This window comes from Kribbella sp. CCNWLW201, assembly GCF_037203805.1.
In the GTDB taxonomy this organism is placed as follows: domain Bacteria; phylum Actinomycetota; class Actinomycetes; order Propionibacteriales; family Kribbellaceae; genus Kribbella.
This window is the reverse complement of record NZ_JBBCBQ010000001.1, coordinates 1577205-1604169: the sequence shown is the minus strand read 5'-3', so window position 1 is coordinate 1604169 and position 26965 is coordinate 1577205. Positions and strand designations below refer to the sequence as shown.

General features: G+C 66.1%; 30 protein-coding genes. 15 read left to right on the top strand and 15 right to left on the bottom strand.

The window, feature by feature from the left end; all coding sequences use genetic code 11:
- The first annotated feature begins 15 nt into the window (after nt 1–15).
- The 5 genes from V9K99_RS07755 to V9K99_RS07735 all read left to right on the top strand — a co-directional run bounded on the left by V9K99_RS07755 (nt 16) and on the right by V9K99_RS07735 (nt 6180).
- Complete coding sequence (locus V9K99_RS07755) at nt 16–1008, top strand: ABC transporter permease (protein WP_337323076.1); 993 nt, start codon at nt 16–18, stop codon at nt 1006–1008.
- Nucleotides 1005–1955, top strand: coding sequence for a carbohydrate ABC transporter permease (locus V9K99_RS07750; RefSeq protein ID WP_337323077.1), 951 nt, complete (start codon nt 1005–1007; stop codon nt 1953–1955). The genes V9K99_RS07755 and V9K99_RS07750 overlap by 4 nt, the downstream gene beginning before the upstream one ends.
- Before the next feature lie 35 nt (nt 1956–1990).
- Nucleotides 1991–3670, top strand: a complete 1680-nt coding sequence (locus V9K99_RS07745) for an extracellular solute-binding protein (protein WP_337323078.1) — start codon at nt 1991–1993, stop codon at nt 3668–3670.
- Nucleotides 3671–3756: 86 nt separating this feature from the next.
- Entirely contained in the window at nt 3757–4704 is a 948-nt protein-coding gene (locus V9K99_RS07740) for a glycoside hydrolase family 43 protein (RefSeq protein ID WP_337323079.1), read from the top strand.
- Nucleotides 4705–4725: 21 nt separating this feature from the next.
- Nucleotides 4726–6180, top strand: a complete 1455-nt coding sequence (locus V9K99_RS07735) for an alpha-L-fucosidase (protein ID WP_337323080.1) — start codon at nt 4726–4728, stop codon at nt 6178–6180.
- Between the two features lie 207 nt (nt 6181–6387).
- Here the strand turns inward: V9K99_RS07735 and V9K99_RS07730 are convergent, their stop codons facing one another.
- From V9K99_RS07730 to V9K99_RS07710, 5 genes are all read right to left on the bottom strand, one after another.
- A complete protein-coding gene (locus V9K99_RS07730) occupies nt 6388–7131 on the bottom strand; it encodes a phosphotransferase family protein (RefSeq protein WP_337323081.1) in 744 nt (247 codons plus the stop codon).
- Nucleotides 7132–7199: 68 nt separating this feature from the next.
- Nucleotides 7200–8717, bottom strand: coding sequence for a hypothetical protein (locus V9K99_RS07725; RefSeq protein WP_337323082.1), 1518 nt, complete (start codon nt 8715–8717; stop codon nt 7200–7202).
- Nucleotides 8714–9118, bottom strand: a complete 405-nt coding sequence (locus tag V9K99_RS07720) for a hypothetical protein (RefSeq protein WP_337323083.1) — start codon at nt 9116–9118, stop codon at nt 8714–8716. The genes V9K99_RS07725 and V9K99_RS07720 overlap by 4 nt, the downstream gene beginning before the upstream one ends.
- Nucleotides 9119–9123: 5 nt before the next feature.
- Nucleotides 9124–9402, bottom strand: a complete 279-nt coding sequence (locus V9K99_RS07715) for a hypothetical protein (protein WP_337323084.1) — start codon at nt 9400–9402, stop codon at nt 9124–9126.
- Nucleotides 9403–9536: 134 nt separating this feature from the next.
- A complete protein-coding gene (locus tag V9K99_RS07710) occupies nt 9537–9743 on the bottom strand; it encodes a hypothetical protein (protein WP_337323085.1) in 207 nt (68 codons plus the stop codon).
- A gap of 125 nt (nt 9744–9868) precedes the next feature.
- Between V9K99_RS07710 and V9K99_RS07705 the strand changes: the two genes are divergently transcribed.
- On the top strand, nt 9869–10768 hold the full coding sequence (locus V9K99_RS07705; protein WP_337323086.1) for a hypothetical protein: 900 nt from the start codon (nt 9869–9871) through the stop codon (nt 10766–10768).
- A gap of 15 nt (nt 10769–10783) precedes the next feature.
- Here V9K99_RS07705 and V9K99_RS07700 read toward each other — a convergent pair whose 3' ends face one another.
- From V9K99_RS07700 to V9K99_RS07690, 3 genes are all read right to left on the bottom strand, one after another.
- On the bottom strand, nt 10784–11197 hold the full coding sequence (locus V9K99_RS07700; RefSeq protein ID WP_337323087.1) for a PPOX class F420-dependent oxidoreductase: 414 nt from the start codon (nt 11195–11197) through the stop codon (nt 10784–10786).
- 49 nt (nt 11198–11246) lie between these two features.
- Nucleotides 11247–11756: a pyridoxamine 5'-phosphate oxidase family protein gene (locus tag V9K99_RS07695; RefSeq protein WP_337323088.1), complete on the bottom strand. Its 510-nt coding sequence runs from the start codon at nt 11754–11756 to the stop codon at nt 11247–11249.
- A 131-nt stretch (nt 11757–11887) separates the two neighbouring features.
- The gene (locus tag V9K99_RS07690) at nt 11888–12832 is read right to left on the bottom strand and encodes a phosphotransferase family protein (protein ID WP_337323089.1); all 945 of its coding nucleotides are present in this window, start codon (nt 12830–12832) and stop codon (nt 11888–11890) included.
- Nucleotides 12833–12885: 53 nt separating this feature from the next.
- On the opposite strand from V9K99_RS07690, the gene V9K99_RS07685 reads away from it, so the two are divergent.
- A complete protein-coding gene (locus V9K99_RS07685) occupies nt 12886–13890 on the top strand; it encodes a serine hydrolase domain-containing protein (RefSeq protein WP_337323090.1) in 1005 nt (334 codons plus the stop codon).
- 51 nt (nt 13891–13941) lie between these two features.
- On the opposite strand, the gene uidA is transcribed toward V9K99_RS07685, so the two are convergent.
- The 4 genes from uidA to V9K99_RS07665 are packed head-to-tail and all read right to left on the bottom strand — an operon-like array spanning nt 13942 to nt 18799.
- Complete coding sequence (gene uidA, locus V9K99_RS07680) at nt 13942–15726, bottom strand: beta-glucuronidase (RefSeq protein WP_337323091.1); 1785 nt, start codon at nt 15724–15726, stop codon at nt 13942–13944.
- 13 nt (nt 15727–15739) lie between these two features.
- Nucleotides 15740–16615: a carbohydrate ABC transporter permease gene (locus tag V9K99_RS07675; protein ID WP_337323092.1), complete on the bottom strand. Its 876-nt coding sequence runs from the start codon at nt 16613–16615 to the stop codon at nt 15740–15742.
- Between the two features lies 1 nt (nt 16616).
- Entirely contained in the window at nt 16617–17510 is an 894-nt protein-coding gene (locus V9K99_RS07670) for a carbohydrate ABC transporter permease (RefSeq protein WP_337323093.1), read from the bottom strand.
- A gap of 2 nt (nt 17511–17512) precedes the next feature.
- Nucleotides 17513–18799: a sugar ABC transporter substrate-binding protein gene (locus V9K99_RS07665; RefSeq protein ID WP_337323094.1), complete on the bottom strand. Its 1287-nt coding sequence runs from the start codon at nt 18797–18799 to the stop codon at nt 17513–17515.
- Nucleotides 18800–18958: 159 nt separating this feature from the next.
- Between V9K99_RS07665 and V9K99_RS07660 the strand changes: the two genes are divergently transcribed.
- Nucleotides 18959–19603, top strand: coding sequence for a TetR/AcrR family transcriptional regulator (locus V9K99_RS07660; RefSeq protein ID WP_337323095.1), 645 nt, complete (start codon nt 18959–18961; stop codon nt 19601–19603).
- Here the strand turns inward: V9K99_RS07660 and V9K99_RS07655 are convergent.
- Nucleotides 19596–19979 (bottom strand): winged helix-turn-helix transcriptional regulator, encoded by a 384-nt coding sequence (locus V9K99_RS07655; RefSeq protein ID WP_337323096.1) that lies wholly within the window; start codon nt 19977–19979, stop codon nt 19596–19598. The genes V9K99_RS07660 and V9K99_RS07655 overlap by 8 nt on opposite strands.
- A gap of 73 nt (nt 19980–20052) precedes the next feature.
- Between V9K99_RS07655 and V9K99_RS07650 the strand changes: the two genes are divergently transcribed.
- A complete protein-coding gene (locus V9K99_RS07650; RefSeq protein WP_337323097.1) occupies nt 20053–20766 on the top strand; it encodes an SDR family NAD(P)-dependent oxidoreductase in 714 nt (237 codons plus the stop codon).
- A gap of 52 nt (nt 20767–20818) precedes the next feature.
- Here V9K99_RS07650 and V9K99_RS07645 read toward each other — a convergent pair whose 3' ends face one another.
- The gene (locus V9K99_RS07645; RefSeq protein ID WP_337323098.1) at nt 20819–22207 is read right to left on the bottom strand and encodes an FAD-binding oxidoreductase; all 1389 of its coding nucleotides are present in this window, start codon (nt 22205–22207) and stop codon (nt 20819–20821) included.
- On the bottom strand, nt 22204–22653 hold the full coding sequence (locus V9K99_RS07640; protein ID WP_337323099.1) for an acyl-CoA thioesterase: 450 nt from the start codon (nt 22651–22653) through the stop codon (nt 22204–22206). The genes V9K99_RS07645 and V9K99_RS07640 overlap by 4 nt, the downstream gene beginning before the upstream one ends.
- Nucleotides 22654–22955: 302 nt before the next feature.
- Here V9K99_RS07640 and V9K99_RS07635 point away from each other — a divergent pair, with 302 nt between their 5' ends.
- Genes V9K99_RS07635 through V9K99_RS07610 form a run of 6 tightly spaced genes read left to right on the top strand, consistent with a single transcriptional unit; the run spans nt 22956 to nt 26949 of the window.
- Nucleotides 22956–23429 (top strand): hypothetical protein, encoded by a 474-nt coding sequence (locus V9K99_RS07635; RefSeq protein ID WP_337323100.1) that lies wholly within the window; start codon nt 22956–22958, stop codon nt 23427–23429.
- Nucleotides 23426–24364, top strand: a complete 939-nt coding sequence (locus V9K99_RS07630; RefSeq protein ID WP_337323101.1) for an ACP S-malonyltransferase — start codon at nt 23426–23428, stop codon at nt 24362–24364. The genes V9K99_RS07635 and V9K99_RS07630 overlap by 4 nt, the downstream gene beginning before the upstream one ends.
- Nucleotides 24361–25104 (top strand): SDR family oxidoreductase, encoded by a 744-nt coding sequence (locus V9K99_RS07625; protein WP_337323102.1) that lies wholly within the window; start codon nt 24361–24363, stop codon nt 25102–25104. The genes V9K99_RS07630 and V9K99_RS07625 overlap by 4 nt, the downstream gene beginning before the upstream one ends.
- Nucleotides 25105–25139: 35 nt before the next feature.
- Nucleotides 25140–25424, top strand: a complete 285-nt coding sequence (locus V9K99_RS07620; protein WP_337323103.1) for a phosphopantetheine-binding protein — start codon at nt 25140–25142, stop codon at nt 25422–25424.
- Complete coding sequence (gene fabZ / locus V9K99_RS07615) at nt 25421–25915, top strand: 3-hydroxyacyl-ACP dehydratase FabZ (protein ID WP_337323104.1); 495 nt, start codon at nt 25421–25423, stop codon at nt 25913–25915. The genes V9K99_RS07620 and fabZ overlap by 4 nt, the downstream gene beginning before the upstream one ends.
- A gap of 11 nt (nt 25916–25926) precedes the next feature.
- Nucleotides 25927–26949: a glycine cleavage T C-terminal barrel domain-containing protein gene (locus V9K99_RS07610; RefSeq protein ID WP_337323105.1), complete on the top strand. Its 1023-nt coding sequence runs from the start codon at nt 25927–25929 to the stop codon at nt 26947–26949.
- Nucleotides 26950–26965: the final 16 nt, after the last annotated feature.

Here is a 26965-nt window from a genome sequence, read left to right as displayed (position 1 = left end):
GGAGGAGGAAACCTGATGGCAGTCCTGACAAGCATCCCGCCGCCCGTCGGCGAGGCGCCGGCCCCGCAGCGACGACGCCGGCGGCGTGAACGCACCACCATGGTCGGTCTGCGGCGCAGTCTGCAGCGGCACTGGACGCTGTATCTGTTGATGATCGTGCCGCTGACGTGGTTCGCGGTGTTCAAGTACATCCCGATGTCCAACGCCGTGCTCGCGTTCAAGAACTACAACGTGATCAAGGGCATCTGGGGCAGTCCGTGGGTCGGCTGGCAGAACTTCGAGCTGTTCTTCGCCAACCCGGTGTTCTGGACGCTGGTGAAGAACACCTTCCTGCTGTCGGTGTACACAGTCGCGGCGAGCTTCCCGCTCGCGATCATACTGGCGCTGGCGCTGAACGAGATCCGCACCAGTCTGTTCAAGAAGACGGTCCAGCTGGTGACCTACGCGCCGTACTTCATCTCGACGGTCGTCGTGGTGTCGATGACGATCCTGGTGCTGTCGCCGCGGCTGGGCATCGTCAACGAGGGACTCGGGTTCTTCGGCGTACCGGCGGTGGACTTCCTCGGCAACCCGGACTACTTCCGGCACATCTACGTCTGGTCCGACGTCTGGCAGACCACGGGGTACTCCGCGGTCATCTATCTCGCGGCACTGGCCGGGGTCGACCCGGCGCTGCACGAGTCGGCCAAGATCGACGGCGCCACCCGGCTGCAGCGGATCCGGCACGTCGACCTGCCCGGCATCATGCCGACCGCGGTGATCATCCTGGTACTTGCTGTCGGCAACATCATGGCGATCGGGTTCGAGAAGGCGTTCCTGCTGCAGAACCCGCTGAATCTCAGTGAGTCCGAGATCATCGCCACCTATGTGTACAAGACCGGCCTGCTGAACGCCGACTTCAGCCTGGCCACTGCCGTCGGCCTGTTCAACTCGGTCATCAACCTCGTCCTGCTGCTGGGGGTCAACATGATCGCCAAGCGCATCACCGGAAACGGACTGTGGTCATGAGCGTCAGGAGCGAACCGGGGACCAGGCTGACCCTGCGGACCGAGCGCCGGGCGGCGCGGGCACGGCGGATCCGGGAATCGCGGACGGACCGGATCTTCATGTTCTGTGTCTACCTGCTGCTGACGGTGTTCCTGGCCGTCGTGGTCTTCCCGCTGCTCTACATCGTGGCGAGTTCGTTCAGCAGTCCCGAGGCGGTGTCGGCCGGACGGGTGCTGTTCTGGCCGGTCGAGTTCTCACTGCGCGGGTACGACGCGGTGTTCGAGAACCCGCAGATCCTCCGGGGCTACGCGAACTCCTTGTTCTACACGGTGGTCGGCACACTCGTCAGTGTCGTGATGACGATCGCGATCGCGTATCCGATGTCGCGCCGTACGCTGGTCGGGCGAAACCTGGTGATGAGCCTGATCTTGTTCACCATGCTGTTCACCGGCGGGCTGATCCCGACCTACCTGGTGGTCCAGCAGGTCGGATTGCTCGACACCCGGTGGGCACTGATCGTCCCGCAGGCGATCGGGGTCTGGCAGGTGATCATCGCCCGGACGTACTTCCGCACCGTGATCCCGGACGAACTGGCCGAGGCCGCGCAGCTGGACGGCTGCGGCGATCTGCGGTTCCTGTGGTCGGTGGTGATTCCGCTGGCCAAGCCGATGATCGCGGTCGTCGCGCTGATGTACGCGATCACGCAGTGGAACTCGTACTTCGACGCCCTGATCTACCTGAAGAACCCGGACCTGTTCCCGCTGCAGCTCGTACTGCGCAACATCCTGATCCTCAACACCTACAGCGGCGGCGCGATCGACGCTTCCGTCGTCCTCCAGCGGCAGCAACTGGCCGATCTGCTCAAGTACTCGCTGATCGTGGTCGCGAGCGTGCCGGTCCTGCTCATCTACCCGTTCGTCGCGCGCTACTTCACCAAGGGAATCATGATCGGCGCCGTCAAGGGCTGATCCTCCGCACCATCTCTAGCCCTGTGAGGGACACCATGAAAACTCAGCTCAGGAGAACCAGATCCGCGGCGGTCGCCGGGCTCTGCGTGCTGGCACTCGGTTTGGCCGCGTGCAGCGATTCCGGTACGACCGCGGACCAGGGCAAACCGCTGCCCACTGTGACCGGCAACCCGGCCGTCACACTGGACGTCTTCGCGCCACAAGCCGCTGACTGGAACCTGGCCACGAACGACTTCACCCAGAAGGTGAAGAAGCAGTTCAACATCAGCTTCAAGTGGCAGACCAGCACCTTCGACGGTGGGCCGGCCAAGGAGAAGCGGCAGATCTCGCTGGCCAGTGGGGACTACCCGGACCTGTACCTGCTGATCCCGTGGGTCGACCAGTTCACCCCGGCCGAACTGCTCAAGCTGGGCAACCAGGGTGTCGTCGTACCGCTGAACCAGCTGATCGACCAGTACGGGCCGAACATCAAGAAGGCCCTCGACGCGGAGCCGGAGTGGAAGGCGATGGCGACCGCGCCGGACGGCAAGATCTACGGCATGCCGCAGTGGGTCGACTGCTACCACTGCTCGTACCAGGGCAAGCTGTGGATGAACACAGCCTGGCTGAAGAAGCTCGGACTCGAGCAGCCGAAGACCACCGAAGACATGCGCAAGGTGCTGCAGGCCTTCAAGACCCAGGACCCGAACGGGAACGGGAAGGCCGACGAGATCCCGCTCAGCGCGAGCGTGCGCGACGCACTGATCCCGTATTTCATGAACGCCTTCATCTACGACCCGCAGGGCACCAGCGGCAACAACAACTCGACCTTGGTCCTGAAGGACGGCAAGGTCGAACTGCAGGCCAACAAGGACGGCTGGCGAGAGGGACTGAAGTACCTGAACTCGCTGTACAAGGAGGGCCTGATCGACAAGGGTGCCTTCACCCAGAACCCGGACGCGCTGCAGCAGCAGGGTGACAGTGGCAAGGTGCCTCTGCTCGGCTCGGCCGCCGTGCTGCACCTGGGCATCGCGGTCAGCAACCTGCCTGACGGTCGCCAGAAGCAGTACGACGCCGTTCCGCCGCTCACCGGACCGGAAGGGGTGAACCACACCGGATACAACTTCCCGAGCGCGCCGGGTGCGACGTTCGTCCTGACGAACAAGGCCACGCCGGAGGAGCAGATCCAGGCGATCAAGCTGCTCGACTACATGTTCACCGACGAAGGACAGATCAATGCCTTCTGGGGTACTGAGGGCAAGACCTGGACGAAGCCACAGCCCGGAGACGTCGCGCTCGACAAGTCACTGAAGCCGATCTTCAAGGTGATCCCGCAGCCGGAGGGCGGGACTCCGCCGAACTCCGGGTGGCAGGCGCTGGCGCAGTACAACAACACCGAGAAGTACCGCAACTCCGAGGCGATCGCGACCGACATCTACAGCCCGGCCGGATACGAGCGGCGGTTGTTCGAGGCAACCAAGCTGTACGAGGGCAAGGAGGACAAGTCGGCGATCTACCCGTACTGGAAGGTTTGGATCGACCCCTCCCTGGCCGGTGAGGTCGCCACCTTGCAGACCAACCTCGAGAACTACGTGCAGCAGAACGCCTTGCAGTTCATCACCGGCTCGAAGAACATCGACAGCGAGTGGGACGCCTACGTCAAGGGCCTCGAAGGCCTCGGCCTGAAGCGCTACCTCGAAATCCAGCAAACCGCCTACGACAAGATGCCGAAGTAACACGACGACGGCGAGGTGGCGGCCCGAGCCGCCACCATCGTCGGCAACGTCCCTGTGACCGACGATCAGAAGGCTGACGCACGCGAATGAACACCGAATTCATGGGCTACCTCTACGCGCATTTCAAGCGTGAATCAGCCGATGGTGAGCAGGTCTACTTTGCGTTGAGCGACGGCAACGATCCGCTGCACTTCGACGACCTCAACGGTGGCAAGCCGGTTCTGTACTCCACCCTGGGCGAGTGCGGGGTCCGTGATCCGCACATCGTGCGTTCGCCGGAAGGCGACCGGTTCTACCTGGTCGCGACCGACCTGCGGCTCTACGCCAACCGCGATTGGGACCGGCACCAGCGCCGGGGTAGCCGCTCGATCATGGTCTGGGAGTCGGCGGATCTGGTGGACTGGGGTGAGGGACGGCTCGTCGAGGTCGCACCACCCGAGGCCGGCAACACCTGGGCCCCCGAGGCGGTCTGGGACCCCGAGCAGGATGCGTACCTCGTCCACTGGTCCTCGACGCTCTACGACAACGCCGAACACGAGGGGGAGAGCTACAACCGGATCATGTGTGCGACCACCCGCGACTTCCGGGAGTTCTCCGAGCCGCGGGTGTGGATCGACCGGGGATGGCACACGATCGACACCACCGTGATCGACCACGAGGGCGTCTACTACCGCTTCCTGAAGGACGAACGCGGCCGCAGCGGCGACGTACCGTTCGGCAAGTCGGTGTTCTGTGAAACCTCGACCTCGCTGACTGCCACCGAGTGGAAGCCGCTGGCCGAAGGGATCGGCCTGGACACGATCAGCCAGGGCGAGGGTCCGCTGGTGTACAAGTCGAACACAGAGGTGAAGTGGTATCTCTGGATCGACGAGTTCACCTCCGAACGCCGCTACGTCCCCTTCGAGACGACCAACCTCGCCGGCGCCGAGTGGATCCCCTCCACGGACCACCGCCTACCGAAAGACCCCTGCCACGGCGTCGTACTGCCGGTGACCGCCGAGGAGTACGAACGGCTCAGTGTCGCTTGGACATGATCTTCTGAGGAGGAATATCCCATGTCAGAATCCGCAATCAGCCCGTTCGATGCGTCGTTCGACTCGTTGGCGAACTTCGAATGCCCTGACTGGTTCCGGGACGCGAAACTTGGCATCTGGTCGCACTGGGGACCTCAGTCGGTGCCGCGGTACGGCGATTGGTACGCACGCAACATCTATCGGGAAGGCTCGGATCAGTACCGGTACCACCTGCGGACGTACGGACACCCGTCGGAGTTCGGCTACAAGGACGTCGTACGGCTGTGGAAGGCGGAGCGGTTCGATCCGGACGCCTTGATGGATCAGTTCGTCGCGGCCGGCGCTCGGTACTTCGTGGCGCAGACCGTCCATCACGACAACTTCTTCAACTACGAGTCGTCGGTGAATCCCTGGAACTCGGCGAAGGTTGGGCCGGGCAAGGACATCGTGGGCTTGTGGAAGGCCGCCGCGGACGAGCGCGGGCTGCCGTTCGGGATCACCGAGCATCTCGGTGCCGCGTTGACGTGGTTCGCGGTCAACAAGGGCAGCGACAAGCACGGGCGGTTCGCCGGCGTGCCGTACGACGGGACAGATCCGGCGTACCGGGATTTGTATTTCGACAACAGCAAGTTCCTGCCCGCCGAGGACACCCCGGTTCAGGACCCGTGGTACGCCCAGGATCCGGCCTGGCACACGTACTGGCTCGAGGCAGTCACCGAGATGATCGACCGGTACCAGCCGGATCTCCTGTACTCCGACGGCCCGCTGCCGTTCGGCGAGGCCGACTACACGCCCGGCCTGCGCGCGGTTTCCCACCTGTACAACACCAGTGCGCGGATCCATGGCACCAACCGTGCCGTCTACCAGCAGAAGGACCGTCGGCCTGAGGTGAGCAGAGTCGGCCTGATGGACATCGAGCGCAGCCAGACGCCCGGGATCCATGCCGCTCCATGGCAGACCGACACCTCGGTCGGCGACTGGTTCTACAACGTCCGCGACGTCTACAAGTCCGCAGGACACGTGATCGAGCTGCTGGTCGACATCGTCTCGAAGAACGGCAACCTGCTGCTCAACGTGCCCCAGTTGCCAGACGGCACGCTCGACGTCGAGTGCACGCAGATCCTCGAGGACCTCGGTCGGTGGATCCGGGTGTGCGGCGAAGGTATCTACGGCACGAGACCGTTCCGCGTGTTCGGTGAAGGGCCCTCGGGGGTGGTCATCCGCGGGTTCACCGAAGACCGGGTGAACTGGACGAGCTCCGACTTCCGCTTCACCCGTAAGGGCAACACCCTCTACGCGTTCCAGATGGGTTGGCCGGACGACGGACGCGCTGTCATCCGAAGCCTCGCAGACCACGAGTCGGTGACCGGCGTCCGGCTCCTCGGCCACGGCCCCGTCCCCTTCGAGCAGGCCCACGGAGTCCTGGTCGTCCGGCTGCCCGAGGCGCCACCGGTCGACGTCGCAAACTGCCTCGCCGTCGACCTCGCCGAAGCCTGACCACACGCGGCTTTCAGAGGCGTTTCAGGGTGACCGAGTTCCACGTCGAACACCGTGGGCTGCTCGAACTGTTCATCACGATGGCCGCCGAGGCGACCAACCCGGAGCATCCGGCGCGCGAGTTCATCCAACGCCGGTACGACGATGTCCTGGCGAACTGCACCGCGAGCAGGCAATCACCGGCTGGAAGGCCGGCGCTCCTCAGTCCTAGTGCTCCTGGGTGGATCTCAGTACGTCGAACTCGCAGCCTGGTGAGGACGGATCGAAGCCGTGCTCGACCAGCCAGCGGGCTGCCCCCAGGCTTCGCAACGACCACCATGCGCGGATCACGTCGATGTCGACGTCGGTGCCGTAGCCGGCGAGGACGTCGCCAAGGTGCTCCTCGTGTCCGAGCGTCAAGCTGGCGAGGTCGTACAAGGCGTCGCCCTGGCTAGCCTCGGACCAATCGAGCACGCCGGTGACCTTGTCGCCGTCGACGAACACGTGGGTGATCTGCAGGTCTCCGTGCGTGAACACGGGTGTCCACGGCCGGAGCGCCGCCTCGGCCACCCGGCGGTTGCGCGTGACCAAGTCGGCGGGAAGGACGTCGTTCGCGATGAGCCACTCGCATTCGCCGTCGAGGTGCGGTGCGAGCTCGTCGACGCTCCGACCGGGCCACGGCGGCAGCGGTGCGTCATGCAGCATCCGTACGGCGGCACCCGCCGCAGCCCACGCCCCCGGCGACGCGACCGACGGCTCGCCGAGGCGGCCGAGCGCCGTCCCCGGCAGCGCAGCGAGCGCGAGCACAGGCGGCTTCCGCCACAGAACCTCCGCAGTCGGAACCGGCGCCAAGCCCATCGCCTCGACCTCAACATCGAGACGCGCCTGATCCCCATCAACCTTCAAAAACACGTCACCAACACGCACGGTCGCCCGCTCGCCATGCGCAACAACGACCTCGACTTCCTCCACGCCGGCCATTGTCGCGAGAATCCCCACCGACGTCACCGGGATTATCGCGTCCGACCGCGCGGTCGGGGCTAGGTGCTCGACTGGACGATGATGGTGGCCTGGCTTGGGTTTGCGGTGACGTATTCGGCTGCGGCGAGGCGAGCCTCGAGTTGAGCGACCGCCAGCTGGTCCTGGAGTTGCTTCAGCGTCGCGTCAGGGTCGGCGGGACCTTTGAGCTTCGCCTTGGCCTCAGCGATCTTGAGGTCGCGTTCGAGCTGCTGCAGCTGGATCTGCTTGGGGTCGAACGCGCCACCGGTTGCCTTCCCGGACGACAGTGCCTGCTCGGCAACGCCGGGCACTTCGGACAACGCTGCGGCCTTCTGCGCGGACGCACTGGTGGCGCTGACATCGAGTGCCGTCAATGCGCCGGATGGACTCAGCTCGGCTTTGATCTTGCCGGCGTTCTTGTCGCTTGTGACGGTGATCGTCTGCTCTGTGCCCGGCGCTGTGACGAGGATGCGGTCGCATCTCACGACCTTCGCCTCGAGCCCGGACGGCGTCGTTGCGTTCTCCACGATCTCCCACGTCGTCAGCGTCGCTGGTCGCGGAGGACGATAGACGATCGATCCCGCCGGGACGGACAGCTCGGTGGTTCGCTTGTGGAGCTGGTCGAGGTAGTCGATCGACACCATCGTCCGCAGCGTGACGGCGATGCGCCACCAAGTGCGCCCAGACGCGGAAGTGCGGTTCCGGATCGCACTGCGGAGTGCCTCGCCAGTCGGAATCTGGTTCGCTTGCAGCCACAGGTCGACGGCTTCTAACTGAGTCCGTTCCTTCGACCGTAGCCAGGCTTCGTACCGCGCCTCAACCTGGCTCGCCTCAGCTCGCGTGCGCTTGAGGACCGTGCTCAGGTGCCGAACGTGTTCGGCTCTGAGTGTGGGAGATCGGTCGGGTTCGATCGCCGTCTGCGCGAGCTCGGCGGTCAGCCGCAGCAGCGCGAACCGATACGCGACCAGCAGCGCATGGTCGGCAGGATGCTCAGCCCTGAATTCGGGCCGGATCCCGAACACCTCCGGGTCAACGATCAGCGCCGCTGTCTGCGGTACCGGTTGTGTGTCGGCCCCGCCGCCGGCGGGGACTTCGTCGATCGCGCCGCCGGTGGCAATTGCCGTGAATGCCGCGGCTGCGACAGCGGCCGCCCCCGCGGCAAGAGGGCTGGCACCGAGGGCGAGCAATCCACCGGCCGCAGTAGCGCCCAGCGAGACGACAGCCTTGAGTCGCTCGCCGGATCGGTCCACCACTTCAGCGCCGACCCCGCTCAACCGTCCGTCCGTCAACAGGGCGAGATTGAGCTGTCGATCCTGCCAGCCGGTGCCCACGGGCGGATGGATCTCGTAACGGCTGTTCGGGTCGGCCATCACGTCGAGATCAATGGTCGCCGACCGCTCGACCCGCTCGTTGACCGAATCCAGCTCCGAGGTCGTGGTGGTGACCGTGCCGCGAACGTGCACGACCGTCGTAGCGAGCCGGTACACGATCGGGTCGCGCGCCTCGGTCGCCGTACGGCCGCGGCTGACCGGCACCGGAAGTCGGTAGCCCGTGGTCATTGGCAGAGCTCCCCGGTTTTCAGGTACGCGTTCCAGCGGACCTGGGCCTGGACAGCTGCGAGTTGCGGTGTGCCGATCAGATCCGCGCCGACTTGGCTGGCCTTGATCGCAATGACCGGCGTACTGGCGATCACGGTGGTCGGCCCGCTTGGCGTGTTCACGGTGAACTCGACCTCGACACCGGAGGCGAGCCGGAACGCCGTACCCGCAGGGGGTGCCGTGTTCGCCGGAGCCGCAGCGGTGGTGAAGTTCGCCGCCGTACTGGGCAAGAGCGCCGACCAGTCGGCGCCCGTATCGATCAGCCAGTCCACGACCTCACTGTGCGGCGCGCCCATGTACGTGCCGATCGCGCGGCCGCTCTGGAACGGTCGCGCCGAGTTTCCGATGGCCATCAACGTCATGACGATCAGCCCTCCCGATACCTCAGCGACTCGAAGTAGAGCGCCCGCCCGGCGAACTGCCGGCCGGCATAACCCACCAGATCTGGCGCATCATGAGCCTCGACCGGCACGTCCGCGACACAACCGACAGCCTCGGACAGCCCAGGATCGTTCGCCACGATCCGCGGCCGAAACAGCTCCTCGAACAAGGCCCGCTGCCGAATGAAGTCCTCACCGAGCTCCACGTCGTACACGCCCTGCCCCACCAACTCATGAATCCAGTCGGCGTATTCCCCCTCATTCATGTTCCCCCCAAAATCCGCCCCTACCAGCCATATCGCTGTCAGGAACCCTCCGTTACGCATCGCAACCCCATGCCGTAACCAACAGGACCCGAGCTCTACGACGTACCGCTGTTGACCTTCGACGCCTGGGGTCGTCAGGGGCGCTTTGGGTCGATCCAGATCCAGAGGTCGGGGTTGTTGGGGGAGGGGCGGTAGGCCAGGGCCCAGCCTCGGGTGTCGTCTGGGGTGCGGCCCATTCGTTGGGCGGCGCGGCGGCGTTCCTCCCAGTCTTCGACGTAGAAGACCTGGCCGTGACCGGGGCCTCCGGACAGCCTGACCGTTTGGCGGCCACTCTGACCCATAGTCCGATGATCCGCCCGGCCATGGACAGAAATCACGTCCGCTGCGAGACGTAGCAGCAGGCTTCCACCGCGTGACGCCTGCCATGGAGTTGCCCAAGGCAACTGATCGGGCTCACTCTGAGGGGGTGGACGTCGATGCGGTGGTGGAGCTGTACGGGGTGCCCCCGGATCAGTTCACTACGGCGCGCAATCGGTTGGCCACTGCGCTGAAGGAGGCTGGCGATATCAACGGGAGCGCCGCGGTCAAGGCGCTGCGGAAACCGACCATGGCGGCCTGGTTGGCGAACCATCTGGTCCGGGTCGCACCGGATCAGATCGCCGAGCTGACTGAGTTCGGCGATGAGCTCCGCGCTGTTGTTGCCGCCGGAGACGGTGCCCGCTTGCGGAGGCTCACTCCCCGCCGTCACGACCTCGTCCAACGCCTGGTCGCGACCGCGGGGACCGAGGCGGCAACGATGGGACGGGCCGTCACGCCCACCGTCGCCGAGCGGCTGGGAGAAACCCTGGATGCGGCATTGGTCGACCCCGGGGCGGCGAAACTGCTCCGCACCGGCCAGCTGACCAGCGCGTTGCGTCATATCGGCTTCGGCGTGGTCGACGAGCGCGGCGAACCTGTCACCGTCCGGCCTGCTAAGAAGACTCTGCGTGCCAAGACGCCGGCGAAGACGGCAGCTCCGGCCAAGCAAGCGGCCACCCGAGCGGACGCGCAGAAGCGAGCCATCCAGCGGCAGCGAGCCGAGCTGCAGGAACGACTACGGGAAGTCGAGGCCGAGTACGTCGAAGCCGAGAAGGAACGCCAGTCCGCCGAGGCAGAGCTCGACGCCAACGAGCACCACATCGCCGACATGCACACCGCGATCGAGCGACTTACCAACGAACTCGAGCAAGCCCGCCGCGAACTCCGCACCGCCCAGAGCCAAACCAGGAAACTGGAACGCGCCGTCACCCGCGCCGAACGAACCGCCGCCATCGCCAGACGCCGACGCGACACCCAACAACAGCACCTGGCGGCCTTCAGCGAATAGCCCCCACCGGAGCACTCAGCCGAGGCCGGATCGGGCGATGACGTTGGTGATGCTGATGTGAACTGCGGTGAAGCCATCTGCTACGAAGGCTTCAGCCAAGTCCCCTGCGGGGTGATCAGGGTAGTAGCGGTCGGCGATGCCCACGGCGACGCGTTTGATCTGGTCTGGCTCGGCGGAGGTTCGGGCATGTCCTTCGATGGTCACGAAGCCGTACGGCTGCCGCTCATCGCTGACGCAGACCGCGATGCGCTGGTCACGGGCCAGGCTCTTGCCTTTGACGCTCCCGGGCGACAGGGCGAAGGCGAGTTCGTCGCCGTCGAGGATGAAGCAGACCGGGGTGACGTGGGGTCGCCCGTCGGCGCGGATGAGGGCTATGTGGGCGAGCCTCGTTCCCGCTGTGACGAAGGATCGCCATTCGTCGGTGGTCATTGTTGCCATTGGCATGTTTCCTTTCGTTCGAGCTTGCTATTCCCACTTGCTAGAAGCGCCAGCGGGTGGCGGTGAACCCTGTCTCCTTACCGAAGGCGAACACCTGTGCCGGCTCAACCGCGTAGACGTGCCGGGGATCATTGAGGGCCGTGTCGGCCGGATCGTAGAACTCGCCATCGCTGACGAACGGATGCCACCACGGATACTTCGCCGGAAACAGGTCCGCGACTTTCTGGAGTCGGGCGGCGTCCCGAATGAGCTGGGCGGCGCCTTCGAGAACCACGTCGACATCCTGACCTGGCACGGTGACGGCGCAGCCGTTGTTCCGAACGAGGTTGCGGGTCTTGCGAGACTGCCGGAAGGTGACGAAGCAGAGCGTTCCTTCGAGCCATACGCCGAGCACCGGCACCACGTGCGGCCGCCCGTCCGGGTCGGTCGTTGCGAGCAGGAAGTCGCCAGCTTCGGCCACGCGCGTCTGTACGTCCGCCCAGCTGAGCGATGTCAGTGGTGTGCCGCGAGGGCTGGACAGTTGCTCGGGGGTCGGCTTCAGCTCTGTCATGTCAACGACACTATGGTTCGTCGACGCATCATGAAAAGCGATGGTTTCCGATCGAATTGATCGCTACGGGCGATGTCAATCCGGTGCGGTGTCGGAGCGTCTGATGCAGGCGGTCCCGGAGCGCCTTTGGCTCAGCCCACTGTGTCCATCAGGGCGGTGACATAGGCATCCAGCCGCTGTTCCACCGCTCGCGTCGTCAGCTCTGTCCTCCCTGCTTCCCGCCATGGCTGCGACACCACCTGCACTTCTTCCGAGAACGCCAGACCGTCCCGCACCCGCCAGTACAGCCGCTCGCCGGCGGTCGCGGCCAGCACCCCGCCAGCCTCCTCGTACGCGTCAGTAAATCGCAGACCCCACGCTGGGCCGTGCAGCAGCGCGAGATTGGTGGAGCAGTGCGCCACATCGAGATCCGCCGGACCCCAGGAGGTCCCTGCCCAGTCGACAACGCCGGAGATCCGGGCACCTGACGGCGGCACGTCGAACAGCACGTTGCCGGGTTGGAAGTCCCGGTGCAGGAACCGCCCTTCGTACGGCGGCGAGGACTTGCGGATCACGTCGATCGCCGCGGCCCATACCGCCGCGTCGGCATCTTTCGGAGTCACGACGGTGTCGGCGGTCGTCAGCGCCACATACTTGCGGGGCCGCTCGGCGGGTCGCAACGCGTGGATCGCCACGAGTTGACGGGCCAGCAGCGGGACGCGCGCCTCCAATCCCTCGTCGTCGAGAACCGTCCGGCCCGCCAGATGTGTCATCAGAAGCGATGGATACTCGCACTGCGCGGCGGTCGGATCAACGGCGATCAGTTCAGGAGCCGGTACGGCGGTCGTCGTGAGCAGACTCAGGGCGCCAGACTCCCTGTTCAGCGAGTCCGTGGCGTGCTCCGCGTCGACGAAGGTCCGCAGTACCAGGGCACGGGTGCCTCCGTCCCGCGTGCCGATGATCAGCCTCCGCATCTCGGCGGTGATGCCGCCATGCAGCGCCTCGATCCTGACGATCCGTTCGCCGACCTCCAGGTGCCGGCTTACCCAAGCCAGTGTCAACGGTCGAACAGCCGCCGTCCCATCGTGGTTGTTCACCCTGCCACCTCATCATCCGGACCGCGGCACCAGCGAACGTTTTATTGGCGGCGATGCCCGGGTTAGTCTGCGGCATGGCGCAGCAGGGGGAAATCGACAAGATTGCGAAGGACACCGGATTCTCCGGTGTGGTCTGGATCGATCGGGACGGCCAGATCGAGTTCGCTAAGGCCTACGGCCTGGCCAATCGCACCTACCAGGTTCCCAACTCCCTGGACACCAGATTCGGCATCGCCAGCGGCAGCAAGGGATTTACCGCTCTGGCCGTGCTCTCGCTGGTGCATGACGGCGCGCTGGAGCTGAGCACCACCGCCCGATCCCTGCTCGGCAAGGATCTGCCGCTGATCGCGGACGACGTGACCGTCGAACATCTACTCACGCACACCTCCGGCATCGGTGACTACCTGGACGAAGAGGCCGACAGCGAGATCACCGACTACTTCATCGGCGCGGCGCACGAGCTGACTACTACCGAGGCTTTCCTGCCCTTGCTGGACGGGCATCCCACCAAGTTCCGGGCCGGTGAGCGGTTTGGCTACTGCAATGGTGGTTTCGTGGTCCTCGCTCTGCTGGCGGAGCGGGCCAGCGGCGCCGGATACCACGACCTGGTGCGGGAACGGGTGCTCCGCCCAGCCGGCATGACCAGAACTGATTTCCTCCGCTCCGACGAGCTACCTGCTGACGCGGCCGTGGGTTACCTGCCACTGGACGGGGTGGACCGCTCCAACATCTTCCACCTGCCGGTGTTGGCCAACGGAGATGGCGGCATCCACACCACTGCCGCCGACATCTCCACCTTCTGGCGCGCGCTCTTCGCCGGCGACATAGTCGATCCCGTCGAGGAGGTCGTCCGGCCGCGCTGCGACGTACCCGAGGAATCCAGGCGCTACGGCCTCGGCTTCTGGCTGCACGAGAGCACCGACACGGCGATGCTCGTCGGGTACGACGCCGGCGCGTCATTCAAGTCCACCCACGACCCGCACACCAGCACCACCTGCACGGTCCTCTCAAACACCTCCCCCGGCGCCTGGCCCATCGCCCGCGCTCTCACACCTTGACGACCGCCACGTCGTACAGTGAACGGCACAGTCCTGGAAGACCAATGACCTTCACCCGTCGTTGCGCCAGCGAGCGCGTAGGTGGAAGGCGGCGGTCTTGGGGCGGCGGTCGCGGGTGAAGACGCCCTTCTTGTTGCCGTCGACGCGGAAGACGCCTGGCATGGTGGCGAAGTCGGCGAAGCTCCAGACGTGTTCGCCGACGACCGCGTCGACCCGGTCGAAGACACGGTGGTACACGTCGAGCAGTTCGGTCTGGTACTCCTCGGTCCACGGGCTGGGCACGACGCCGCGCAGACCGGGATAGGTGTCAGCGCCGTACTCGGTCATGATGATGGGCTTGTCGTGCAGTTCTGCCCATTGGCGCAGTTCGGCCTCGAGCGCAGTCTCCGCGGCGTCGAGGTCGCCGGGTCCGAAGTACCAGCCGTAGTACCGGTTGAGCAGGATGACGTCGAACAGTTCGGTGATCACGCACTGGTCCGGTGGCGAGAGCAGTGCGTTGGCGTAGGCCACCGGCCGGGTCGGGTCGAGTCGGCGGGCTTCGGCGGCCAGTGGGGCGAAGTACTCGCGTGCTTCTGGTTGGACGTCGTCGGGCTCGTTGGCCAGGCACCACAGCACGACACTGGGACGGTTCTTGTCGCGGGCGACCAACTCCTGGATCGCCTGGAGATGGTTGCGCTGGGTGTGGTCGCTGACCCTGTCCGGGGAGAAGGTCGGCACTCGTTTGCCGGAGCTGAAGACACCCCCTCCGATGTTGAGGTTGAGGCCGACGGCCGGCGTCTCGCCGATGACGACCACGCCGTGCCGGTCGGCATAGTCGAGAACCTCCTCCGCGTACGGGTAGTGCGAGGTACGGAAGGAGTTCGCGCCGATCCACTCCAGCAGCGCGAAGTCATGCACCATCAGTACGTCGTCATGTCCCTTCCCGCGCACGGCTGCGTCCTCATGCTTGCCGAATCCCTTGAAATAGAAGGGAGTTCCGTTGATCAGGAACTGCTTGCCGCGTACCTCCACCGTGCGTACGCCGACGGGCTGTCGATAGCTGTCGACGACTTCACCGGAGGCGGTGAGCAGCGAGGCCTCCAGTTCGTAGAGGTATCCGTCGCCGGGCGCCCAGGGATGTACGTCGGGCACTCGCAAGGTGCCGGCCGTTCCATCACTTGCGGCCACCTCGTCGCCCGAAGCCTCGCGAAGCACCACACGCGCCGCCGACTCGATGCTGCCGTCCACGCGGTAGTCGATCACGCCGGTGGTGTCGTCGAAGGATGTGGTGACGGTGATGTCGCTGATGTACGACGACGGCGTGGTGTAGAGCCAGACCGGTCGGTGCAGTCCCGCGTAGTTGAAGAAATCGTGGAAGTAGCGCTGCACCCGACGGCCATCGGGACGCTCGTCGATGGTGCCCGGCGGGATCGACGCCCAGCTGAGCTCGTTGTTGATCACGACCGTGACGCGGTTCTCGGCTCCCGGTCGCAGGTGTGCGGTGACGTCGGTTTCGAAAGGCGTGTAGCCGCCCTCGTGCTCGGCGACCTCGGTGTCATTGACCCAGACAGTCGCGCGGTGGGTTGCGGCGTCGAAGCGCAGTACGATGCGCTGACCTGCCCACCCGGCCGGCACCCACACAGTCGTCTGGTACCAGGCGTCGCCAACGTGATCCCGGACAGTCACGTCGGGGTAGATGTCGTTGTAGCTGGCGGGCACCGGGATGTCCACGGCTCCCGCGAGAGGCGAGCGCCACCAGCCTTCGGTGCGGCCGGCTCCTTCGGTGTCCAGCCTGAACCGCCACAATCCGGCCAGAGAGCGTCGTTCGCGGGTGGGTCCGTCCTGCGGACGAAGCATCGTCGGTTTCTCCTTATTTCAGGCCGGTGTTGGCGATGCCCTGGATGAACTGTTTCTGCAGGGCCAGGAAGAGCAGCACGATCGGAGTGACGACGGTGACCGCACCGGCGAGCAGCAGGCCGTAGTTGGTGCCGTTGGCGCCCACCGAGAAGAGGGCGAGCGCGACCGGCAGCGTGTAACGGTCCTCGGTCTGCGCGATCACCAGCGGCCAGAGGAAGTTGTTCCACTGGGCGAGGAAGGTCAGGATCGCCAGTGTTGCCAGCGGGGGCCGGCAGAGCGGGACGATGACTCCGAGGAAGATGCGAGCTTCCCCGGCGCCGTCGAGGCGTGCGGCTTCGACCAGTGAATCCGGGATGTCGCGGATGAACTGGCGCATCAGAAACACACCGAGCGGCGTCACCAGGAACGGCAGGATCAACCCGAGATAAGAGTTGCTCAGTCCCATGTTGCTGACGAGAACGAACAGCGGCACGAAGGTGGTGACGCCAGGGATGATCAGCATCGTCAGGACGAGGCCGAACAAGAGCTTCTTCCCGGCGAACTCCAGCTTCGCGAAGGCGTAGCCCGCCATCGAACTGAAGAGCAGGTTCCCCGCCACGCAGGTCACGGCGACCAGGGTGCTGTTGAAGAAGTACAGCGCGAAGTTCTGCTTGGACAGCAACTGTTCAAAGTTCCCGAGCGTCGGGGAGCGGGGCAGCCAGACGCTGGGATTCGCGACGATTTCCCCGGTCGGTTTGACCGATCCCAGGAACATCCACGCGAACGGGGCAAGCGTCGCGAGCAGACCCAGCGAGAGGGCGCCGTACAGCAGGATGCGGGCGGGCCGGAGGGGACGAGCTGTACTGCGGGCGGCAGCGGCCGCGGCCAGGCCCGCGATCGTGGTCGTCATGTCATGCCTTCGCTCGGAAGATACGGAACTGCAGGAAGCTCAGCAGCGCGATCGCGGCGACCAGGACGTACGAAGCCGCGGAGGCCATGCCGTAGTTGCCGAACCCGAACTGCTCGTAGGCGTAGTAGCTGATCGAGGTTGTGCTGCCGAGCGGGCCGCCGCTCGTCATCACGAACGGCTCCTCGAAGAACTGCAGGTAACCGATGCTCAGCAGTACGGCGACCACCAGTGTCGTCGGTCTGAGCAGCGGCAGCGTGATGGTGCGGAACGCCTGCCAGCGGGTGGCGCCGTCGACGCGAGCCGCCTCGAGCAGGTCCGCCGGGACGGACTGCAGGCCGGCCAGGAAGATCACCATCGGGATGCCGAAGTGGCGCCAGACAGCCATCACGATGAGTGCCGGCATCGCCCAGTTCGGATCGTTCAGCCAATCCGGCCCGTGGATCCCGACGACTCCGAGGACCGAGTTGATCATCCCGTCCGGCTCGTACAGGTACCTCCAGACCACCGCGATCGCGACGACGCTGGTCACGACCGGTGCGAAGTACCCGACCCTGAACAGCCCCTTCGCGCGCTGGATCCCTGAATTGAGTGCCACCGCGATGGTCAAGGCGATGATCATCGTCAGCGGGATTCCTACGGCGACGAAGTACAGAGTGTTGAGCGCGGCACGTCGGAAGGTCGGATCGCCGAAGAGCTCGGTGTAGTGCGCGAGGCCGACGAAGTCGACGCTGAACGGCGTCCGGATGTCCCTGGCGGTGATGTCGGTGACGCTCATCGACAACGACGAGAACACCGGCCACACACCGAAGGCGGCGAACAGGGCGATGAAGGGTCCGCAGAAGGCCCAAGCGATCAAGGTGCGCCGGGCACGGCCGGCGACTGCGAGAGTGCTCATTCCTACTGTCCGGTTCCGATCGCACTCGCCCTCGTCTGGATCTCCTTCAGCGCCGCCTCCGGTGACGAGACGCCCTTTGCGACCTTCTCGAACTCGGCATCCAGCACCGCCGTGACCTGCCGCCAGGTCGTGGTGTTCGGTCCGGACTGCGCCGTCTTCAGCTGAGCACGGAAGACAGCCAGCGTCGGGTCGGTCGCGAGCTTCCCCTCGTTCCACGCCGACTGGACGGCGGGCAGGTCGCCGGAGACGTCGTACCAGGTCTTCTGCACCTCAGGAGCGGCCATCCACCGGATGAACTTCCAGGCGCCGTCGCGGTTCTTGGCGTCCTTGAACACCGACCACTGGCCGCCGCCGATGTAGCTGGCGTTCGACTTCGGTCCCGACGGGAGCGGTGCGATGCCCACCTTGTCGTCGACGAACGACGCGCCGCCGGCGGACTTCAGCAGGCCTTCCTCCCACGGGCCGGAGATGAGCGCGGCAGTCGATCCGGCGACGAACTGCGGCTCGATCTCGCCCAGGCTGACCGGGCCGTTCGGGCTGGAGATCTTCGAGGCGATGAACTGGCGGTAGAACTCGAGTCCCTTGCGCGCCTCGGGGGTGTCGAAGGTGAACTTCGTCCCGTCCGAGCTCATGATCTCGGCGCCCGCCTGCCACAGGAACGGTACGACGGCCTGCCACGTCCCGGCCGCGCCGGTCGGCAGCGAGAGACCCCACTTGGCTCCTTGCTGCTGGAGGGCGGTGAGGAACGGGCCGTACTCGTCCCAGGTCTTCGGTGCGGAGACCCCCGCCGCTTGTGCCAGGTCCTTGCGGTAGAACAGCGAACGGGTCTCGACGTACCAGGGAACGCCGTACTTCGCTCCCTCGAAGGTCGTGCTCTGGGCGGCGCCGGGATAGAAGGCACTGTTGTCGACCAGGTCGGACGGGACCTGTTCCAGCCCGCCCGTGGATGCGAAGGCCGCGAGGTCCACCGCACCCACCATGGTGGCGTCAGGGGTGTCTCCCGAGGCGATCGCCGTCTGCACCTTCTTGGCGTAGTCCTGCCAGGGAACCGCTGTCACCTCGACCTTCGCGTCAGGATTGTCCTTGCTGAACTGGGCGGCCAGCTTGGGCAGGAGCTCGCCCTCGGTTCCCATCGCCCACACGGTGATGGTGCCGCTGGCGGCCTTGGTGTCGATGGGAGCGCCCGCCGCGGCCTGCGCCGACGGGGTGTCGGACCGGCCACAGCCGGCCAGGAGCAGTGCGACGGCCATGCCGCCGACGAGTGTCTTCGCAACGTTTGAGGTGACCATCGAGGTCCCGTTCCTCTCGCCGTGGTCGAAGCGTCGCCGCTTCGTCCGTACGTCGTGTTGTGGGTGAGCAGGAGAGTATCGCGAAAACCGAACAGTTGCCATACTTTCGTTTGGGCGGGTTCACCGGCGATGGGTGCGCGGGCACATAGGGTTGTGTTCATGAGCGATCAGACAGCGAGTCGACAGGGCGCTCGGCGCGGTCCCTACGCCAAGAGCGCGGGCCGCCGAGCCGAGATCGTCGCCTCTGCCACGTCCGTCTTCTCGACGCGCGGCTACCGAGGTGGGTCACTGCGGGAGATCGCCAAGCAGCTCGACCTCAGTCTGACCACGGTTGTCCATCACTTCCCCAGCAAGAGTGCCCTCCTCGTCGCAGTCCTCGAGAGCGCCGATTCCGCGCACGCCGACGAGTTCCAGGAGGACAGCCGGAACGAGGGCGTGGCGTACGCCGTGCTGCAGTACGTGCGCCGGAACGTCGACCGGCGCGAAATGCTGAGACTGCTCGCCCTCATGGCCGCAGAGTCGTCAGCGTCGGACCATCCGGCGCACGAGTGGTTCCGTCACCGTTACGAGCAGACGATCGACATGCTGGCGATCGCCATCCGTCGGGACCAGGAGCAGGGCCGCATCTCCAACGGCCGCGACCCGCAGGGCATCGCCGAGTCCCTCGTGGCCCTGTGGGATGGACTCCAGCTCCAGTGGCTCATCGACCCCCGCCGCGACATCGTCACAGCCATGACAGCCGCCCTGAAAGACCTCCTCGGCCCACACGCCCTCCCCGACGTGGCGGGAGCGCGGCCTAGCTGAGCTGGTCGTTTGGGGCGATCCGCTGCTCGTGGTGGGCTCGGGCGGCTTCGATGTCGGGGACGTGTTGTTCGGCCCAGAGTCGTACGGCGCGGAGTGGGACGAGGAGGGAGTGTCCCAGTGGCGTCAGGGCGTATTCGACATGCGGCGGGTTCACGTCGTACTCGTGCCGGCTGATCAGGCCGTCGACCTCGAGGGAACGGAGGGTCTCGGTCAGGACCTTCGGGGTGATGCCCTGGATGTGTGCCTTCAGCTCGGTGAAGCGGCGCGGCCCGTCGGCGAGGGCGTTGACGACGAACACAGTCCAGCGGGCGCCGATGCGGTGGAGCACGGTTCGGCTCGGACAGGTCGCCGCCATCACGTTGTACGCCTTGCTCATGGGTGCTCCCCGGTTCCGTTGAAGATACCGGTATCAAATCCATACCGTGGACCCGATCCTACGAGAAGGAGTGATGAAAGTGGAGCGGATCCTGGTCATCGGCGGTGCCCGGGCGCTGGGTGCGGCGGTTGCGCGGCGTGCGGTGAAGGACGGGTACGACGTCGTGGTCGGAGCACGTGATCTGGCTGCCGCCGAGGCGCTGGCGAGCGACATCGACGCGACCGCGGTGCGAATCGATCTGCAGGACGAGGCGACGATCGCCGCCGCGGCCGAACGGTTCGCGGATGGGGTCGACCACATCGTGTCGACAGGTTCGGCGCCGCACGACGTGCGTGCTGTCGACCTGGATCACGACAACCTGGTGGCCGCGTTCACGGCGAAGGTGATCGGCCCGATGCTGATCGCCAAGCACTTCGCGCCGGTCTTGCGGCCGACCGGGTCCATCGTGTTGTTCTCCGGGATCGTCGGGTGGCGGCCGGGACCAGGCTCGCTGGTCAAGGGGGTGACCAACGGTGCGGTCGAGTACGCCGCTCGCCATCTCGCGGCGGACCTCGCCCCGGTGCGGGTCAACGCCATCTCGCCTGGTGTCGTCGACTCGGGTGCTTGGGACCGGCTCGGCGACAACAAGGCCGGCTTGCTGAGCAAGAGCGCCGCAGGAACCCTGGTCGGCCGGCACGGCGAGACCGAAGACATCGTCGGCACAGTGATGTGGCTACTCCGCGCGGGCTTCATCTCCGGCGAAACAATCCACCTCGAAGGCGGCGCCCGCCACAAAGTCACACCCTGACCGACGCGGCGCCTTCGCCGTCCCTCCCGCCCCGCGGCAGGAATGGAGTCTGTCAGCCGGGCTGGTGGGGTTTGATGTTGTGGTTGAAGCGGAACGTGTTGTTCGGGTCGTACTGGGCTTTGACCTTTGCGAGGCGTTCCATCCGCGCGTCGTTCCAGAAGGCACGGACGCGGTCCACGTCCTCGTCTTCGGTGACGAGGTTGAGGTAGCTGTCGCCCGTGCCGACGGCGCGTAGGTCGGCGCCTGCTTGCTTCGCCCAGGTGCGGCAACGGTCGGTGTCGGCCGGGTCTGTCCACTGGGCCATGACGTGGATCAGCCAGCTGTCCTCCCGGTGACTGAAGGCGGTCGCGTCCGGGTCGACCCTGGTCACGGCGGACTCGAACGGGATCACCTGGATGATCGAATGGTCGGTCGGCAGGCTGGCGCCGTACGAGGCCAGCGTGCCGATCTGTTTGGCGCCCAGTTCGGGTAGGTACTCGCCGGTCCAGTAGTGGAGGTTGCCGTTCGGGTTCAAGGAGTCGAGCAGTTGCTGTACGGCGACGTACGGCATGGGGTAGATGAAGTCGAGCACCGGGCAGCCGAACTCCTGCACCGGCCGGACCACTGCGGGATCAAGGTCAGAACCGAAGTACCGCAGGAAGATCCCGATCAGCCGTTTGCCGCGGTGTTCTTCCGGGATCACCTCGAGCGGAGGGGCGTACTGGATGACGGCGTCCGCGCTCAAGTCCTCCGGTGAGCCGGCGATGAAGTCCCGCAGAAAGGCCAGCACCTCGGGTGCTTGTTCCACCGGCCAGGCAACCATCCCCGCGAGGATGGTCGGGCCGACCGGATGGCAGCGGAACTCGAACGAGGTCACGACGCCGAAGTTGCCGCCACCGCCACGCAGGGCCCAGAACAGCTCCGGGTGGCTGTCGGCGCTGGCGGTGACAATCGTGCCGTCGGCCGTCACCACATCGGCAGACAACAGGTTGTCGCAGGTCAGGCCGTAGCGACGCTGCAGCATTCCCATGCCGCCGGTCAGTGCAAGTCCTGCGATGCCGGTCATCGAAACCTGGCCGCTCGGCGTGGCCAGGCCGAACAGTTGGGTGTTGGCGTCCAGGTCGCCCAGGGTGGCACCACCCGCGACTCGCACGGTCCGCCCCACCGGGTCGACCCGGACATCGCGCATGCCGGACAGGTCGACCAGCAGGCCGCCGTCGCACGTCCCGTGGCCGGCAACGCTGTGGCCGCCGCCGCGAACCGCGACCGGAAGCGAGTGCTCCGCGGCGAACCGGACAGAGTGCACCACATCGGCAGCGCCCCGGCAGTGTGCGATCACAGCGGGCCGCCGGTCGATCATGCCGTTGTAGACCCGGCGGGCGTGATCGTAGCCGGGATCGCCCGGAGCGATGATCTCACCGCGTAACTGCGCCGCCAGTCGATCGGTCGGGAGTTTATTCATACCTGCGCCTTCCGCTTTTCCAGGAATGTTTCGAACTTCTCGTGCCAGGAATCCGGCCCGCGCAGGCGAAGACCCTTTTTCGGGTCGACCAGTGCATGCTGTGACTTCGCCTCGGCGATCAGTTGACCACCCGGTTTGCGATAAATCTCATAATGGCAGTCGAGCCGGATCTTGAGGGGTGCTGTCCAGGTCCGGATCAGCAATTCGTCCAGGTAATGGGCGGGTGCGTGGAAACGGATGTGGAACTCGGTGGTGGTGACGAGATGGTCCAGGTAGTCGACGCCGGCGGCGAGCGCGAAGGCCTCCCGGCCGAGGTCGCACCAGCTCATGTAGTTGCCGTAGTAGGCGTGGCGCTGCAAGTCACACTCGGACCAGCGCACTCGGACACTCGTCTCGATGTATCCCTGGCGCATGATCCGGGGCGCAGTCTCGACCCAGCGCGGCATAGGCCGTTTCCTTCCGCTCGATTAGAAGATGAAATAATCTTCACATTTACTCGGGTGATGGAGATCTCAACATTTTCGGCCCGCCGGACCGGGTGCGCCCAGACTGCTGTCGGCGCCTCGTGGTGTCAAGCAATCCGGATATGGCTGATTATTGCCATGCCCAGCAGGTATCAGCCACAAGGCGATTCCTTGACAGTTCGGAGAGGCGATTCATAACATCCGTGCTGTCCCGCGCGAACAGTGCTCGGAATTTCATTGCCGAGTTCGGCCGCCCCCTCGAATTAGCGTGTTGGGAGCAATTCATGATTCCTTCTGTTGATGCCTGCCCGGGTGCTGCCGGCCGGCTGTGGGGTGCCGGTGTCGACCTGCTGGATCAGCAGCGGTTCGCGCTCGCGGCACGGCGCACCGGCCCGGCGTGGCTGCGACGGATTTTCGACGACACCGAATGGGCCGCGGCCGCCGTGGCCTCCCCGGCCGGTTCCGAGCAGTTGCCGAGTACGGCGGAGTTGGCGCGGATGGGCAGCTTGTTCGGGATCAAGGAGTGTGTGATCAAGGTGGTCGGCGGTCTGCCGACCGGGGCCCGCTACCGCGACATCGTCGTCGCTGCCGCCGGCCCTGACGGTGTCCGGCCCATCGAGTTGCGGGGAGAGCTTGGCCGCTGGATCCACGATCACCGCGTCGTCATGACCGGAGGCGTGGTGCCTGCCGATGATGCGCTCGGCCCCGGTCTCGACCTGTGCTGGGCGGTCGCGGCCGAGGCGGAGGCGGCCCGATGATCGGCCCCGATCCGGCGTTCGTGTTCCCCGGTCAGGGCAGCCAGCGGCCCGGCATGGGCCGCGAGCTGGCCGGCTGCGCCCCTGCGGCGCGCGAGCTGATCGACCGCGCAGAGCAGCTGACCGGAATCGCCGTCGGCGAGCTGATGACCAGGGCGGACGAGAAGACACTGGCCGATCCCGAGGCCGCCCAGCTCACGATCTTCGTCTGGTCCAGTGTGCTGGCGGCCGAACTGGCCGCCGCCGGCTGCCGGCCGGTCGCGGTGGCCGGGCACAGCCTCGGCGAGTACGCCGCCCTCGTCGCCGCAGGCTGCCTGAGTTGGGAGGACGCACTGGCGATCGTGGCTCGGCGGGGCCGGGCAATGGCAGCGGCCGCCCGGCGTCAGCCGGGCGCGATGGCCGCCATCGCCGGGCTGCTGGAGGAACAGGTGACCGAGCTGTGCCGGCAGTTCTCGGCCGGTCCGGGCATCGTCGTCATGGCCAACCTGAACGCACCCCGGCAGGTCGTCGTCTCCGGGACAAGCGAGGAGGTCTGCCTGGTCGCCGACGCGGCGCAGGCGCTCGGGGCCTTGCGCGTGAAACGGCTGCCGGTCGGTGGTGCCTACCACTCGCCGCTGATGGCCGATGCCGAACGTGAACTTGCGCCGCTGCTCGCGGCGGCTGACTTGCAGGCGCCGCGGATGCCGTTCGTTTCCAGCATGACCGGCGGTGTGGTCCAGGACATCGAGAAGTACCGGCACCAGTTGCTTGGCGGGCAGATCACGCAGCCGGTGCGCTGGGCCGACACCGTTGCAGCGCTCGCCCGTACTGTTCCGCGCACTTTCATCGAGGTAGGCCCGGGCCGGGTGCTGACCGGGCTGGGCCGCAACATGGTCCGGGCCGCCAGGCATCTGGCGGGCTGCGAGGCACTCGGATCGCTTGCGGTGGGCCGGTCATGAGCCCATCCGGACGCGTGGTCCTGGTGACCGGCGCCACCAAGGGAATAGGCCTCGGCATCGCCATGGAGTTGGCAGCCGCCGGCGACCGGGTCCTGCTCAACTATCGCCGCGACCTCGAGCAGGCCAAGCAGGCACTCGAGCAGGTCCGCGAGTGCCGGCCGGAGGCAGAGCTGATCCAGGCCGATGTCGCCGAGCCGGCCGAGGTGGACCAGATGTTCCGCCGCATCCGCGCCGAGTACGGCAGGCTGGACGGTCTTGTCAGCAATGCCGGCATCTCCAACGACGGCTATGCGCTGATGATGGGCGAGCAGAAATGGCGGTCTGTCCTGGACACGAACCTCACCGGGTCGTTTCTGGTCTGCCGTGCGGCGGCGCGCCTGATGGCTGTGCAGCGCACCGGAGCGATTGTCGCGGTGGCCTCCACCAGCGGTGTGAACGCACCGGCCGGGCAGGTGAACTACGCCGCCTCCAAAGCAGGTGTGCTGGCGATGGTCAGGGTACTGGCCAAGGAGCTCGGCAGTTTCGGCGTCCGGGTCAACGCCGTGATCCCAGGTTTCGTCGACACCGCGATGACGCGCTCGATGCCGCAGGACCAGTTGGCCGCCTTCCTCGAGCGGGTGCCGCTGGGCCGCATCGGTACGCCGGCGGACGTGGCCCCCGTGGTTCGGTTCCTGCTCGGTGCCGAGTCGGCCTACGTCACCGGAGCATCCGTTGTCATCGACGGCGGACTGACCTGCTGAATGCCCATCCCCAACAGAGCGACAGGAGAGGTCACATGCTGGCAACACTGGAAGAGACGAAGGCAGCTGCAAAGGCGAGACAGGTCCTGTGCGGTGAGGTCAAACACCTGCTGGTCGACCGGCTCGGTCTCTCGGTGGATCCGGAGATGATCGGCGACGACCAGCCGCTGTTCGGCCGGGGACTCGAGCTCGACTCCATCGACACCCTCGAGCTGGCGATGGCCGTGGAGGAGAAGTTCGGGGTGATGATCACCGACGACGACACCGAGAGCCTGCTCTCGCTCAACCGCCTCGTCGACCACGTCGCAGGCAATCGATGACCGCGGTACCGTCCGCGCGTCCGGGTGGCCTGTCGGCTGACGAGATCGCGCGACTGCTACCGCACCGGTACCCGTTCTTCTTGCTGGACCGGGTGACATCGGTCGAGCCAGGCGTACGGGCGGAGGCGATCAAGAGCATCACCGCCTCCGATCCGGTGCTGTCCGGCCACTTTCCCGGCCGGATGCTGTACCCGGGCGTTCTGCTCGTCGAATGTGTCGCGCAGCTCGCCGCGGTGATCTACGGCAGTGCGGCGGCGGCCCGGAGCACCGGCGAGCTGGTGGCCGACGTGGCAGAGCGGGTCGGCTACCTCGCCGAGATCAAGCAGGCCAAGTTCCTGCGCACCGTGGTGCCTGGCGATCAACTCGTCGTCCGGGCCCAGACCGGTCCCAGGATGAGCGACCTGATGTCGGTGACCGGTCAGGCGTCGGTCGGCCGCGAGGTCGTGATGACGACCCGGCTCGTCGTCACCGAACGCAACGACAGCGAATGAAGGAGAGAATCATGGAGAGCGTCCACTCCGACACCGTCGCCGAGTACGAACTGCTGCGCAGTGCATGCGGTCTGGTCGACTACACCGGTCTCGGCCTGGTCAGGATCGCCGGCAGCGGGGCATCGGCCTTCCTCGGTCAGGTGTCGACCCGCACCGTCGACTTCCTGCTCGAGGGCCAGATCTCTTCGGCGCTGCTGCTGAACTCGGACGGCACGGTGCTGGCCGAGGCCTTGATCCATTGCCGTGGCGCCGACTACCTCGTCGAGATCTGGCCGGCGCAGGCCGCCGCCGCGACCGAGTACCTGGTTGCCGCCGGCAACACCGGGACGTACGACGTGACCGTGCAGGATGTCAGCCACGAGTTCCACGTGTACGGCATCGAGGGCCCGCAGGCTCCGGCGATCGCGCAGAAGTTCCTGCCCTTCCCGATCACGTCGATGTCCTATGGCAGCTTCGTCAAGGCGCCGTGGCCGGCCGGTCCGGAGGTGCTCGTGAGCCGTACCGGCGTCACCGGCGAGTACGGCTACAAGCTGCACGTACCGGTTGCCGCAGGCAACGAGCTGCGCGAGCACCTGGTCGGTCTCGGCGCGCGGCCGGTCAGCGGGGCCGCCGTGGACGTCTGCCGGATGGAGATGAGGTTCGCGAACCTGGAGCGGGAGGCGGACGGCGCGACGCCATTCGAGGTCGGCCTGCAGTGGATGGTCGACTTCGGGCACGAGTTCGTCGGCAAGGATGCGCTCGCGGCGCACTGGGAGGCTGACCCGCCGCGCCGCCCGGTCTGCTGGATCGCCTCCGATCTGCTGCAGGCGATCCCGGAGCCTGGCACCGGGCTGGGCCTCGATGGCGAAGAGTTCGGTGCGGTCACCCACGCGGTGTTCTCGCCGAGGCTCGGCCGGGTGATCGGCACTGCCCAGGTCGACGCCGACGTGGCCGCTGCCGGTCTGACGCTGCTCCTCGAGCAGTTCGGCCGGCCGGTCCAGACGGCCGCTGCACCATTCCTGGTCGCCACCAGTTTCGGCGTACCCCTCGAATGACGGCGAAGGCGACAGG

What these genes read in the sequence shown, in the direction of transcription:
- V9K99_RS07755 (WP_337323076.1), top strand. Translation starts at nt 16, where the DNA reads ATGGCAGTCCTGACAAGCATCCCGCCGCCCGTCGGCGAGGCGCCGGCC.
- V9K99_RS07750 (WP_337323077.1), top strand. Translation starts at nt 1,005, where the DNA reads ATGAGCGTCAGGAGCGAACCGGGGACCAGGCTGACCCTGCGGACCGAG.
- V9K99_RS07745 (WP_337323078.1), top strand. Translation starts at nt 1,991, where the DNA reads ATGAAAACTCAGCTCAGGAGAACCAGATCCGCGGCGGTCGCCGGGCTC.
- V9K99_RS07740 (WP_337323079.1), top strand. Translation starts at nt 3,757, where the DNA reads ATGAACACCGAATTCATGGGCTACCTCTACGCGCATTTCAAGCGTGAA.
- V9K99_RS07735 (WP_337323080.1), top strand. Translation starts at nt 4,726, where the DNA reads ATGTCAGAATCCGCAATCAGCCCGTTCGATGCGTCGTTCGACTCGTTG.
- V9K99_RS07725 (WP_337323082.1), bottom strand. Translation starts at nt 8,717, where the DNA reads ATGACCACGGGCTACCGACTTCCGGTGCCGGTCAGCCGCGGCCGTACG.
- V9K99_RS07720 (WP_337323083.1), bottom strand. Translation starts at nt 9,118, where the DNA reads ATGACGTTGATGGCCATCGGAAACTCGGCGCGACCGTTCCAGAGCGGC.
- V9K99_RS07715 (WP_337323084.1), bottom strand. Translation starts at nt 9,402, where the DNA reads ATGAATGAGGGGGAATACGCCGACTGGATTCATGAGTTGGTGGGGCAG.
- V9K99_RS07710 (WP_337323085.1), bottom strand. Translation starts at nt 9,743, where the DNA reads ATGGGTCAGAGTGGCCGCCAAACGGTCAGGCTGTCCGGAGGCCCCGGT.
- V9K99_RS07700 (WP_337323087.1), bottom strand. Translation starts at nt 11,197, where the DNA reads ATGACCACCGACGAATGGCGATCCTTCGTCACAGCGGGAACGAGGCTC.
- V9K99_RS07695 (WP_337323088.1), bottom strand. Translation starts at nt 11,756, where the DNA reads ATGACAGAGCTGAAGCCGACCCCCGAGCAACTGTCCAGCCCTCGCGGC.
- V9K99_RS07685 (WP_337323090.1), top strand. Translation starts at nt 12,886, where the DNA reads ATGCCCGGGTTAGTCTGCGGCATGGCGCAGCAGGGGGAAATCGACAAG.
- uidA (WP_337323091.1), bottom strand. Translation starts at nt 15,726, where the DNA reads ATGCTTCGTCCGCAGGACGGACCCACCCGCGAACGACGCTCTCTGGCC.
- V9K99_RS07675 (WP_337323092.1), bottom strand. Translation starts at nt 16,615, where the DNA reads ATGACGACCACGATCGCGGGCCTGGCCGCGGCCGCTGCCGCCCGCAGT.
- V9K99_RS07670 (WP_337323093.1), bottom strand. Translation starts at nt 17,510, where the DNA reads ATGAGCACTCTCGCAGTCGCCGGCCGTGCCCGGCGCACCTTGATCGCT.
- V9K99_RS07665 (WP_337323094.1), bottom strand. Translation starts at nt 18,799, where the DNA reads ATGGTCACCTCAAACGTTGCGAAGACACTCGTCGGCGGCATGGCCGTC.
- V9K99_RS07660 (WP_337323095.1), top strand. Translation starts at nt 18,959, where the DNA reads ATGAGCGATCAGACAGCGAGTCGACAGGGCGCTCGGCGCGGTCCCTAC.
- V9K99_RS07655 (WP_337323096.1), bottom strand. Translation starts at nt 19,979, where the DNA reads ATGAGCAAGGCGTACAACGTGATGGCGGCGACCTGTCCGAGCCGAACC.
- V9K99_RS07650 (WP_337323097.1), top strand. Translation starts at nt 20,053, where the DNA reads ATGAAAGTGGAGCGGATCCTGGTCATCGGCGGTGCCCGGGCGCTGGGT.
- V9K99_RS07645 (WP_337323098.1), bottom strand. Translation starts at nt 22,207, where the DNA reads ATGAATAAACTCCCGACCGATCGACTGGCGGCGCAGTTACGCGGTGAG.
- V9K99_RS07640 (WP_337323099.1), bottom strand. Translation starts at nt 22,653, where the DNA reads ATGCCGCGCTGGGTCGAGACTGCGCCCCGGATCATGCGCCAGGGATAC.
- V9K99_RS07635 (WP_337323100.1), top strand. Translation starts at nt 22,956, where the DNA reads ATGATTCCTTCTGTTGATGCCTGCCCGGGTGCTGCCGGCCGGCTGTGG.
- V9K99_RS07630 (WP_337323101.1), top strand. Translation starts at nt 23,426, where the DNA reads ATGATCGGCCCCGATCCGGCGTTCGTGTTCCCCGGTCAGGGCAGCCAG.
- V9K99_RS07625 (WP_337323102.1), top strand. Translation starts at nt 24,361, where the DNA reads ATGAGCCCATCCGGACGCGTGGTCCTGGTGACCGGCGCCACCAAGGGA.
- V9K99_RS07620 (WP_337323103.1), top strand. Translation starts at nt 25,140, where the DNA reads ATGCTGGCAACACTGGAAGAGACGAAGGCAGCTGCAAAGGCGAGACAG.
- fabZ (WP_337323104.1), top strand. Translation starts at nt 25,421, where the DNA reads ATGACCGCGGTACCGTCCGCGCGTCCGGGTGGCCTGTCGGCTGACGAG.
- V9K99_RS07610 (WP_337323105.1), top strand. Translation starts at nt 25,927, where the DNA reads ATGGAGAGCGTCCACTCCGACACCGTCGCCGAGTACGAACTGCTGCGC.